Source organism: uncultured Bifidobacterium sp. (genome assembly GCF_959020145.1).
Taxonomy (GTDB): domain Bacteria; phylum Actinomycetota; class Actinomycetes; order Actinomycetales; family Bifidobacteriaceae; genus Bifidobacterium.
In genome coordinates, this window is sequence record NZ_CAUEQY010000005.1 from 48,374 (window position 1) to 59,918 (window position 11,545).

Annotated in this window: 10 protein-coding genes and 1 riboswitch; of the genes, 4 read left to right on the forward strand and 6 right to left on the reverse strand. The window is 60.7% G+C overall.

From position 1 onward, the window contains the following. Positions 1-39: 39 nt before the first annotated feature. The 6 genes from Q5H33_RS03040 to Q5H33_RS03065 all read right to left on the reverse strand — a co-directional run bounded on the left by Q5H33_RS03040 (position 40) and on the right by Q5H33_RS03065 (position 5,939). Positions 40-1,554 carry an acyl-CoA reductase gene (locus Q5H33_RS03040; RefSeq protein ID WP_302422977.1) on the reverse strand — a complete coding sequence of 505 codons (1,515 nt, stop codon included), beginning with the start codon at positions 1,552-1,554 and terminating at the stop codon, positions 40-42. Beyond that, positions 1,551-2,693 (reverse strand): CoF synthetase, encoded by a 1,143-nt coding sequence (locus Q5H33_RS03045; RefSeq protein ID WP_187781616.1) that lies wholly within the window; start codon positions 2,691-2,693, stop codon positions 1,551-1,553. Before Q5H33_RS03045 ends, Q5H33_RS03040 begins: the two co-directional genes overlap by 4 nt. Positions 2,694-2,742: 49 nt before the next feature. Further along, positions 2,743-4,137: a solute carrier family 23 protein gene (locus tag Q5H33_RS03050; protein ID WP_260454003.1), complete on the reverse strand. Its 1,395-nt coding sequence runs from the start codon at positions 4,135-4,137 to the stop codon at positions 2,743-2,745. A 74-nt stretch (positions 4,138-4,211) separates the two neighbouring features. Next, positions 4,212-4,313, reverse strand: a riboswitch (TPP riboswitch). A 108-nt stretch (positions 4,314-4,421) separates the two neighbouring features. Then, entirely contained in the window at positions 4,422-5,171 is a 750-nt protein-coding gene (locus Q5H33_RS03055; protein WP_223895548.1) for an ABC transporter ATP-binding protein, read from the reverse strand. A 37-nt stretch (positions 5,172-5,208) separates the two neighbouring features. Then, a complete protein-coding gene (locus Q5H33_RS03060) occupies positions 5,209-5,484 on the reverse strand; it encodes a hypothetical protein (protein ID WP_223895551.1) in 276 nt (91 codons plus the stop codon). Further along, positions 5,481-5,939 carry a hypothetical protein gene (locus Q5H33_RS03065; RefSeq protein ID WP_223895552.1) on the reverse strand — a complete coding sequence of 153 codons (459 nt, stop codon included), beginning with the start codon at positions 5,937-5,939 and terminating at the stop codon, positions 5,481-5,483. The genes Q5H33_RS03060 and Q5H33_RS03065 overlap by 4 nt, the downstream gene beginning before the upstream one ends. Positions 5,940-6,149: 210 nt before the next feature. Here Q5H33_RS03065 and Q5H33_RS03070 point away from each other — a divergent pair, with 210 nt between their 5' ends. From Q5H33_RS03070 to Q5H33_RS03085, 4 genes are all read left to right on the forward strand, one after another. After that, entirely contained in the window at positions 6,150-7,022 is an 873-nt protein-coding gene (locus tag Q5H33_RS03070; protein WP_302422984.1) for an RNA methyltransferase, read from the forward strand. A gap of 66 nt (positions 7,023-7,088) precedes the next feature. After that, entirely contained in the window at positions 7,089-8,156 is a 1,068-nt protein-coding gene (gene pheS / locus Q5H33_RS03075) for a phenylalanine--tRNA ligase subunit alpha (RefSeq protein WP_003810298.1), read from the forward strand. A gap of 7 nt (positions 8,157-8,163) precedes the next feature. After that, entirely contained in the window at positions 8,164-10,773 is a 2,610-nt protein-coding gene (gene pheT / locus Q5H33_RS03080) for a phenylalanine--tRNA ligase subunit beta (protein ID WP_117760230.1), read from the forward strand. Positions 10,774-10,817: 44 nt separating this feature from the next. Next, positions 10,818-11,543, forward strand: a complete 726-nt coding sequence (locus Q5H33_RS03085; protein ID WP_035010899.1) for a DUF4190 domain-containing protein — start codon at positions 10,818-10,820, stop codon at positions 11,541-11,543. The last annotated feature ends 2 nt before the right edge of the window (positions 11,544-11,545 follow it).

An 11,545-nucleotide genomic window follows, 5' to 3' on the forward strand; every position in this document is an offset into this window, starting at 1 on the left:
TTTTAGGTATACGTATTTCGTGGGATTGCTTGAATGTGATTATTCGACATCCATATCGAAACCATCACAGTACATATCGGTGTTACGTTCGATATCGACGGCATGCACCAGATCAAGCAGATTGAAGCCGCCGTCGTGATGCCAGCCGGATTTCGCGCGATTCATCTCGCCTACCGGGCAGATGCGGTCGATGCCGGTCTCGCCGACGCGTTGCGCCACGTCGAACAGCCGGTCCGGAGCGAGCGCCACACCGCAGGTCTGCAACCATTGCGCGTAAGGGCGCAGCGTGGGCAGCGCGTCCTCGACATGGTCCACCGCCACGATGTTGACGGTGCGGTTCAGTGGTGTGGACAGCGAGTCGGCCATGCCGATGGACGGATAGTACAGCACCGTCCAGTCGGTGCCCGAACGCGACTGCACCACGAACGGGTCGTCGGACGGCGCATCATCCGCGTTGCCGGCCGCGGCGGCCATCGGGCCGGCGCCCAGCATCAGCGCTTTCATCTGCGCGGTGGAACGCAACCGCTGAATCGCCATGGACTCCTCTTCGGACGGTGTGGAACGGGGATATTTGCGCTGCTGCCCGTCCAATTCGCTGGCAAGCAGTTCGGCGACCTGCGCCGGAGACATCGCGCCGCCACGTTCCACGAACATGGTTTGCGGCGCCAGACAGCTTTGCTGGTCGTATGTGGCCACGTCGATCGCCATACGATGCACGGTGCCGGCATACAGGTCGGCGCGAAGCGCCTCGCGGCCGATCAGCGAGAAGCCGATTTTCGCGCCGTAGCTGAGGAAAGGCTTTCCGGCACGTACGCGCGGGCGAATCGCCTCGGTGGTGTGCGACGAACCGTACGCGACCACCGCATCCGCCTCGCCAATCGCGGCATCCTCCAAATCCACGGTGCCGCCACGCCAAGGCACAATCGCCAAAGCGTCCGCCATATCGGGGTCGACGCTTGCCAGGGAACGGGCGAACAGCACCGGCATCAGCGGCTCGTCGAACGACGATTTGCCGAGAATCGCGCTTTTCGTCAGCAGACCCATCGTCATGCTCCACACGGGAATGCCCGGCACATTGCTGGAAAACACGTGGAACGACAATTCCGGACCGTACAGCCGCGTGTATCCGCCCGAACGGTTCGGGCGATACTCGTCAAGCATCTGCGGGCAATTCAACTCGTCATCCACGAAACGCAGCAGCTCACGCCGACGGAACATGCGCATGTACCGCTTCAATTCGATACGCACCATGGACGCGTCATAGCCGGTGACCGCGGGAATGAGCCGCTCCGCAAGCCGACGTTCCGGATATTCCGGATCCGTCCACAATTCTACGGCGCGCGCGATCACGTCGACGATCCCGTCCGTGGAATACCGCGCCAGTTTCTCGGCGCGATGCCGCCGCACCGACGCCGCCAGCGCATGCACGGCATCGGCGTCGAGACGGGGGAAACGCAACGTCGCCGTGCCGCCATCGGACGCCGTGACGTTGCGTGTGTCGAAATTATGGAACTCGAAATCCCGCGGCGCGTGGAAAATGTCGACGTCGCTCATGCGTTGGCCGCCATCACCTCGTCGACGGTGATCGAACAGCCACGCGCCTCGGCGCCCTTCGCACGACCGTTCAGCACATAGCCATGTTCGGTGCGCACACCCAGATCCTCCGTCAGAATAGCCAGGCACGAATTCCAATTCGCCAGATCGTAATGCGCGATCACACCCTGCTCGCCATCGGCGACCGGCGTAAGCGAAGCCGGATCGAGGAACACCGAACGCACCCACGACGGCGTGGCTTTGAGATAATTCGACGAACCATCCGTGTAATAGGACAGGATGTTCTGATCGTAGATCTGCGAACTCAACTCCGTCATGCCATACATGTTCACGCAATGCGAGCGCTTCACGCCGAACACTCGTTCGAACGCCGCATACAGGTCGTCGACCGTCATGTCGGTGCGCGTGCTTTTGAAACCGCCCGTATCGAACACGCGGGAATCGGCGGCCAGAGCGTAGGTCTTGCCCTGCTTGTCCAGATAATCCAGCAGATACAGGTAGGCGGAGGAGGCGCCCATAAGCATCACCGGTTCGCTGTCGGCCGCGGCCTCGTCGAGGAAGCGCTCGACGCCCGTGAAATCAAGGCCATCCTCATGGAAGAAGAAGCCGCTGCCTTCGGCGCCGCACTGCTCCACGGCGCGGGTCAGATATCGGGACAGCGACGAATGCTCGTTCATGTCCCATGCGGGGGAGAGGACCGCGATGCGGATGCGCTCGCGGTCGGGCATGATGAAATGCCTGAACGGCACGATCATCGACTCGTCCCACACCTGCAGGTCGGGGTGGAAGTTGCGCCCGCGTTGACCGGGATGCGTGGTACCGCTGGTGGTGAACACCGCTTCGCAATCCTGTTCGGGCACGGAGGTGAGCGTCAGCATTTTGAAGCCGTCCACCGGCATGGGGGGAATCTGCATCCAGTTGGCGAGCGTCTGCGGCGTCACGCGTTTGGACATGCAGTAGGCGCGGTATGGGAGGTTGTGCTCGAATTGAAAGGCGAAGATATGCTTCGCCAGCGTGTCGAACGCCTCATCGGGCGCCTTGCCGCAGCCGTATTGTGCGATGAAGTCGAGCACCTCCCGTTTGATGGTTTCCTTCGTCTCGTCGATGTTCGTGGATTCCTGCGATTGCCCCATGCTCATGCCATGTCCTTTCCGTCGTATGGTTGTCGGATTATTCGGATGCTTTCGATTATTCCGCTTGTTTCGTCCGCTCGTCTGCGTGTCGTGCGATAAAGTTCGGTAGGTCGATGATGAGGGCCTTGAGAATCACGACGCTGAACGCGCCGACCAGAATCGAATTCGAGAAGAACACGTGCGCTCCTCCTCCAAGACCGCTCAACGCGTTCGGCAGGGCGATGCCAAGCAGCAGGGAAAGGCCGATCACCACTTGGGTGCGGTCGTCGCTTTCCACCTTGCGCAGCGTGTTGAAGCCGGTGCTGATGAGGCTTGCGGCGGCCGGCAGGAAGATGGCGCCGATCACGGGGGATGGGATGAGCGACAGCACTGCGCCCGCCTTCGGAATGAAACCAAGCACCACGAACACCACGCCGGCAATGATCACCGGCACGCGGGTGCGGGTCTTGCCTTCGTCAGTGACTTTGAGCAGCGCCACGTTCTGCGGATACGCGGTGGTGGTGAAACCGCCGATCAGCGAGGAGATCGCCGAACCGGCGGCCTCTCCGGCAAGACCGTAACGCACCTGGCGGTCCTGGAGCTTCGTGCCTTGGATCTCCGTGGCCGCCTGATACACGCCGAGGGCTTCCATGATGGCCACCAGATAGGCGATGAAGAACGGTACGAAAATCGCCGCGTTGAAATCGAAACCGCCATACGGCATGAACTTGGGCAGGCCGAGCCACGGCTTGGAGGCCACCGCGGAGAAGTCGGCCATGCCGAACGCCAGAGACAGCGCGGTGCCCACGACCAGTGCGATCAGATACGACAGCGCCTTCACCATGCCCTTGCCGAACTGGGAAAGCACCACCACCAGCACGCAGGTGATGATGGAGACGGCCAGCGTCTTCGGATCGGCGAAGCCCTTGTCTCCCGGCGCGCCGCCAAGGAACTCGCTCAATGTGAATCCCGACAGGGAGACGCCGACGAGGAAGATGATCACGCCCGATACGATCGGGGCGAACAGGAACCGCAGCTTCTCGATCACACGCGTCAGGCACAGCACCAGGAAAATCAGCGAGCTGATGAAGATGGACGTGCCGGCCGCGGCAAGTGATCCGGCGGTGCCGGCGGCGATCATCAGCGCGTCGAACGCCGCGGAAGGACCCTGAACGATGGGCAGGCGCACCAGTTTCGTGGCCTGGATAAGCGTGACCAGGCCGGAGACGATGAAAATGGCGTTCACCATGTTCGACGACAATGCCAACGGCAGACCGATGGCGCCCGCCACGAACACCGGATCAAGCCACACGTTTGATACGAGCACATGCTGCAATCCCAGCAGGGCGTTCTTCGGCGTGACCTTCTTTTCGGCTGACGAACCGGCTTCCGCCACGCTCGTTTCGGTTTTCTTTCTGGTTGCGGCATCGCCGTGCGGCTGCGTCTGCGTCGATGGCTTTTCGTTGGCCATGGTGTCCCTTCTCGACTTCCATTGGGTATGTGCACAAGCCGAAATACAACGGAGATCGTCTCTACGGGACGCGACGTGTTTTGCCGGTACTGTTCCTACGCAAGCATTACCTTGATCAGGTCAAGGGTCCGGGCGGTCGCCCGTCTCAGCCGTATTCGGCACCCCCTGTACTTCGACGCGCCCAATCATAACGCCACCGTCCAACCGAAACAGGAAAAAATACGGCATGCGTGTCCGTTGCATGGGGACGCATGCCGTATTTCTTTTCGAGAAGCTGCCGACGCTTATCTGCGACGCCTGATGGGAGCCAGCTCGAACACCTCGTCGGACGTCTTCGCCACTTCCGGACTGTGCGTGACGATGATGACGCAACGATGCCCATCATGCGCCAACGTTCGGAAAATACCCATGATGTCGTCCTGGGTGGCCAGGTCGAGATTGCCGGTCGGCTCGTCCGCGACGATGATGGAAGGGCCGTAGCTTAACGCGCGGGCGATCGCCACACGCTGCTGTTCGCCGCCGGACAGGTGCAGGATACGTTCGTTCGTGTATTCCTTCGGCAGATGCACCTGTTTGAGCAATTCTTCGACGATTGCTTTCTTCGACTTGTCGAACGATTTGCCGGACGCGTCCATCGACAGGATGATGTTCTCCGCCACCGTAAGGTTCGGCAGCAGGTTGAAGCTTTGGAAGATCACGCCGATGTCATGGCTGCGGAAACGGTAGCGGTCTCGTTCCGACAGGTCGGCGCCATCGACCAGCACCATGCCTTCCGTGGGGGTCGCCAGTCCCGAGATGAGCGACAGCAGCGTGGTCTTGCCCGCTCCGGACGGTCCGGTGATGGCATGCACCTTGCCGGCTTGGAAATCGTGGCTGATGTTCTTCAGCACACGCTTGCCGCCTTTGGCGTAGGCGTAGCTGACATTGTCCAGGCGCAATGTGGGCGGATTGGTCCGCTGCGATTGTGCGCCGTTGGCTTCGACGGCTTCTTTTGCGATTGCCGTATCGGCGGTATCCGCGGAATTCGTTGTCATGGGAGGTCCTTTCCAGAAAAAACGTGCGATTGGATTGTCAGGAACGGTCGGCGAGCGATTTGGAGATGATGGCATCGCCATCACTGCTCGCGTCATAGCCGAACACCTTGCCCTTCACCATCGTGAAGCTGCCATTGGAGGCGTTGGCGACGGCCTCGTCGCTGGAGAAGCCGATTAGGGAGAAATCGCCGCTGACCATGCCCGCGCCGTCTTTGCTGCCCGCGACGTCGCCCATTTGTCCGTCGGGGCCACCGGACTGTTCATCCTGACGGGTGCCGTTATCCGTACCGGCGGTATCAGACGAATCCTTCATATTGGACGAGCCGGACGAGCTGGATGAATCCGAACCGGACGAATCGGTGACCGGCTGGAAATCGTCGGTCGCCGCCAACCCCGTGGTCTCCATATAATAGTGGATTTCATCGCGGATGAAGCCTTCGCGTACTTCTGATAGTCGGCAAGCGAAAACTGCTTGTCGGCCAAAGCGGAACGCATGGCGTCGAAGTCAGGTTTGGCGGAAGCATCGGACGAATCGGAATCCGACTTGGACTGCTCGCGCGATTCGGAAATGAGTTTGCCGCGATCAAGGCTGATCTGCGCGGTGACGGTGGTGTTATCTAATCCGCTGCTTCTTGCGGTGGCGGCCGCCTGCCGGATGGATAGGCCGATTGTGGCGGCAGCGGCGATGATGGTCACGATGACGATGATGAGCATATTGCGTCCCTTGTTGCGGGTGACGCTTTTCCATGCGTTTTTGACGACGAACATGGCTGTTTCCTTATGTGTTTCGATAGATATGAGCGATTGATGGTTCCGCGCCGCTCGCGATCGGCGTTTATGCTGATGGTAAAAGTTGTATCTGGCATACAACAGAAAGACGCTTTGTTCGCGCTGGGATGCGGCTGGATGTTTTCTGGACGCCTCGAAACATGACATGGCCGCGTCGCCAACCGCTTCGAAGGTGTTAGGCTAACGCGTATGCCTATGAAATCCGAAGTCATTGCAAACCCAAGGGCCGAACGCGTCCGCAGGGTCTCCGAACTTGCCGACAGGAAAGGCCGCAAGCGGTCCGGCAGGTTCATGGTGGAAGGACCGCAGTCGGTACGTGAACTGCTCTCCTGGCATCCCGACATCGTCGAGGATCTGTATGTGGAGGTCGTCTCCGCCGAACCGGACGCGGCTTTCATCACGCCTACCGTGGCGCAGATGGCCGGCAAGGCCATGCAGGCCGGTGCTTACGTGCATAAGGTGACGCATGCCGTCATGCAGCACATGAGCTCCGACGCGCAGGGAGTGCTCGCCGTCGCCGACATGCGCGCTTTCCTCGATTCCGCCGTCATTGATGGCGATTCCGACGAACGCACGATGGTCGCCGCGTTCTGGCAGGTGCGCGATCCGGGCAACGCCGGCACCGTGATTCGTTCCGCGGATGCGGCCGGTTGCGCGGGCGTGGTGCTGGTGGACGACTGCGTGGACATCTTCAACCCGAAGGTGATTCGTTCCACTGCCGGCTCGCTGTTCCATCTGCCGGTCGTCTCCATGGACACGGACGAGTATTTCGATTGGTGTGCGGAACGTGGACTCGCCGTGTACGCCGCCGACGTGTATGGTACCGACGCACGGCCGCCGGAACCGCTTACGGACGTGCTTGCCGTGCCGCAATCACTTGCGCAAGCCAAGACGGTGCTGTTCGGCAACGAGGCGCGCGGGCTGACCCAGGATGTGTTGGAACGCGTCGACAGAATCGTGTCGATTCCCATCTACGGCAAGGCGGAATCGCTCAATCTCGGCACCAGCGCGGCGGTGATGCTGCTGAGCTTGGCTATGTCGAGTCATGTTGAAAGAATGTGAAGTCGTAAAAACGTTGGAATTGCGCGTTTTATGCGTAAAACAAACGGTTGATAAGAAAGGTATCTCGTGGCAGAGGGTGCGGTATTCGACGCCCAAGCGGTAACCGATGCGGTTGCCGAGGGCATCGCGAAAATCGAAAACGCCTCCACAATGGAGGAATTGAAAGCCATCAAGACGCAGTACGCCGGAGCGGAATCCGCGATGACGCAGGCCAGCAAGGCCATCGGCGCGTTGCCGAAGGACCAGAAGAAAGACGCCGGTAAGCTCATGGGCAAGCTTCGCGCCGACTTCGGTCGTGCGTTCGGCACCAAGGAAAAGCAAGTCAAGGCCGAAGAAGAGGCCCGCGAGCTTGCTGCCGAAACCGTGGATATGACCTTGCCGGTCAACCGCAAGCCGCTTGGCGCCCGACATCCGCTGCCGAAGCTGATGGAGGATGTCGAGGACTTCTTTATCTCCATGGGCTGGCAGATTTCCGACGGTCCGGAAGTGGAAACCGAATGGTATGACTTCGACGCGCTGAACTTCGGTCCGGACCATCCGGCCCGCCAGATGCAGGACACCTTCTACGTCAAGGGCAATCAGGCCAAGGACGCCGCGGGCTTCGTCGGCTCCAACATGGTGCTGCGCACCCAGACTTCGTCCGATCAGGTCCGTGGACTCATCACCCGTGGCGTGCCGCTGTACATCGCCTGCCCGGGCCGTGTGTTCCGTACCGACGAACTTGACGCCACCCACACCCCGGTGTTCCATCAGGTGGAGGCCCTCGCCGTGGACAAGCATCTGACCATGGCCGATTTGAAGGGCGTGCTCGACAAGCTTGCCGTGGCCATGTTCGGCCCGGAAGCCAAAACCCGTCTGCGTCCGAGCTACTTCCCGTTCACCGAGCCGAGCGCCGAGCTCGACCTGTGGTTCCCCGATAAGAAGGGCGGCGCCGGTTGGCTTGAATGGGGCGGCTGCGGCATGGTCAACCCGAACGTGCTGAAGTCTGCGGGCCTCGATCCTGAGGTCTACACCGGCTTCGCCTTCGGCGTCGGCGTGGAACGTACCCTGCTGCTGCGCCACGACATCAACGACATGCACGACCTGGTGGAAGGCGACGTGCGATTCAGCGAACAGTTTGTGATGGGGGAGTGATTGACCCATGCCAATGGTTGACATTGATTGGCTCAAGGACCATGTCGAGGTTCCGGAAGGCCTTACGTATGAACAGCTTGCCAAGGATCTGGTGAAGGTCGGCCTCGAAGAGGAAGAGATCCACACCTCCCAGGTCACCGGCCCGATTGTCGTCGGCTATGTGGTCGACGCCACTCCGGAACCGCAGAAGAACGGCAAGATCATCAACTGGTGTCATGTGGACGTCGGCGACGAATACAACGAGACCGATGAAAACGGCAACAAGGTGCCACGCGGCATCATCTGCGGAGCTCCGAACATGGCAGCCGGCGAGAAGGTTGTCGTGACCCTGCCGGGCGCCGTGCTGCCAGGCGATTTCAAGATCGAACCGCGCAAGACCTACGGCCACATCTCCAACGGCATGTGCGCCTCCGAGCGCGAGCTTGGTCTGGGTGATAACCACGACGGCATCATCCTGCTACGCAAGTACGGCTTCACCCCGGAGGAATACGAAAAGCTCCAGCCGGGCGATGACGCCATGCATCTGCTGCACCTGGACCAGCCGCTGCTGGAAATCAACATCACCCCGGATCGCGGCTACGCGTTCTCCTACCGTGGCGTGGCCCGCGAATACCACCATTCCACTGGCGCCGTCTACACTGATCCGGCAACCGCCCTCGGCAAGAAGGCGCCCGTCACTCAGGGTCTGCCGGAAGGTGTCAAGAGCGACATCGAAGTGATTGTCGACGACAAGAATCCGATTCACGGTGTGGTCGGCTGCGATCGCTACTACGCGCGCGCCGTGCGTGGTTTCGACCCGGCAAGCCACACGCCGAACTGGATGCGCCGCCGCCTAATCCGCGCGGGCATGCGCTCCATCTCTTTGGCGGTGGACGTCACCAATTACGTGATGCTTGATCTTGGCCAGCCGATGCATGCCTACGATCTGGACAAGATTGAAGGACCGATCGTCGTGCGCCGCGCCAACGAAGGTGAGAAGCTCACCACATTGGACGGCAAGGATCATGACCTGAGCGTCGAAGACCTGCTGATCACCGACTCGCCGAACGGCGAGCGTGGCTCTCGTGTGCTTGGCATCGCCGGCGTGATGGGCGGCCTGTATGGCGAGGTCACTGCTGAAACTAAGAACATCCTGCTGGAATCCGCTCATTTCGACCAAGTATCGATCGCGCGTTCCGCACGTCGTCACAAGATTCCGTCCGAAGCGTCCCGTCGTTTCGAGCGTGGCGTGGATGATCAGCTGCAGCCGGCTGCCGCCCAGATGGCCGCCGAGCTTCTGGTCAAGTACGGCAACGGCGAGCCGAGCGAGCACCCGACTGATTACAACACCGTCTGCAATCGTCGTCCGATTCTGTTCAAGGCGTCCGAAGTGGCCCGCGTGGCGGGACTGGACACTGACGTGAACACCATCAGCGACATTCTCACCGATATCGGCTGCACTGTGGCCGGCGGTGGCAACGGTGAGTTCTCCGTGACTCCGCCGAGCTGGCGTCCGGACCTCAACGAACCGTGCGATCTGGTGGAGGAAGTGGCCCGTCTGGTCGGCTACGATGAGATTCCGGTCACCGTGCCGCCGGCACCGGTCGAAGGCAAGGTCGGACTGACCGCCGAACAGCTGCGCAAGCGCCAGGTGGCCGACGAACTCGCCGAATACGGCATGGTGGAGACCCTGAGCTATCCGTTCGTGGGCGACGAAGATTACAAGAACTTCGCACTTGACGCCGACGCCACCAAGAAGGTCAGCGTCGAAATTGCCAACCCACTGGCCGGCGATCGCCCGTTCCTGCGTCGCGACATCATCCCGACCCTCGCGCAGACCGTGCAGCGTAACCTGCGCCGTGGCGTGGAAAACGTGTCGCTGTACGAAATCGGACACGTCTACCTGTGGGATCCGAACGCTCCGGCGATTCCGGCATTGCCGGGTGCCGTCAAGCCGACCGACGAGCAGTTGGCCGCGCTTGACGCAGGTCTGCCGGACCAGCCGATGCACGTCGCCGGCATTCTGACCGGCAACGCCGTCGACTCCGGCTGGATGGGCGATCGCCGCGCCGTGGACTGGTCCGACGCAGTCGAAGCCGTGCAGCGTATTTCCGACCGCATCGGCGCAAAGCTCACGTTGGACCAGCCGAAGGCTGAGGACGTACCCGCGCAGTGGCATCCGGGCCGTGCGGCACGTGTGATGGCAGGTGACACGTTCGTCGGCATGGTCGGCGAGCTTCACCCGCATGTCAACGAAGCGTTGGGCTTCCCGGCCCATTCCGCCGCGTTCGAACTGAACCTGACCGCGCTGTTCGCCACCTTGAGCGGCAAGCCGGTGCAGGCCAAGCCGATTTCCACCTTCCCGCCGGTCAAGCAGGATCTGGCCTTCACTGTGTCGACGGACGTCACCGCCGCCGAACTCGAGAAGACCATCGTCGAAGCCGCCGGCAACAGCTTGGAGAGCATCGACCTGTTCGACGTGTACACCGGCGACCAGCTGGGTGAGGGATTGAAGTCCCTCGCATACGCCGTCACGTTCCGCGCTGAGGACAAGACGCTGACCTCCGAGGACAGCGAAGCCATTCGCAAGCGCATCGTGGATGCGGCCGCGAAGCTGGGCGCGCAACTGCGTGCCTGACACGTCAAGTCCATCGAAGTAACCAAAAAGATAAAGAGGACGACATGAACGAACCGGAGCAGAACCAGCCGATCAACCCCGACGAAGGGCAGGAGGCGGCCGGGGCTGCTCCGGTTTCGTCGTCTTCGCCGTCGGACCAGTCGGCACAGCCGGAATTCGGACAGTACAACCAGCCTGAATATGGCGCGATGTCCAACCAGTATCCGGCGAACTACAATCCATACATGTATGGGGCTCCCGACCAGCCCAAGCCGGCGGACGATGCACAACAAACGGCGCAGCGGCCGCAGACGAATCCGTATATGCAGAACGGGTATCCGGCGAATCCATATGATGCATCGGGACGGCAGCAATCAGGCCAGCCCAATGGCTATCAGTATGGACCAAATCAATACGGGCCAAACCAGTATGGGCCGAATCCATACCAACAGCCCGGCATATATCCCATCAACCCGAATGATCCCAGCCAGAACCCCCTGTACGGCCATTGGGATAGCTATGCGATCATCTCGTTCGTGTTCGCACTATTCCTGCCGGTACCGGTCATCCCTGCGGTGATGGGCGCCATCGCCATGTGGCGTACCAAAAAACTGCATATGAAAGGCTACGCGCTTGGCGTGGCAGCGCTGATTATCAACGTGCTGTACACCATTGCGGTGATTTGGATGACGGTTCACGGCATTTCCACAGCCGATTTGTATAACCAGATGATGCAGTACATGTTCGGTGGCAGTGGACAAAGTGGTGATTCCAGCTCGATTTCCGCCTGAAA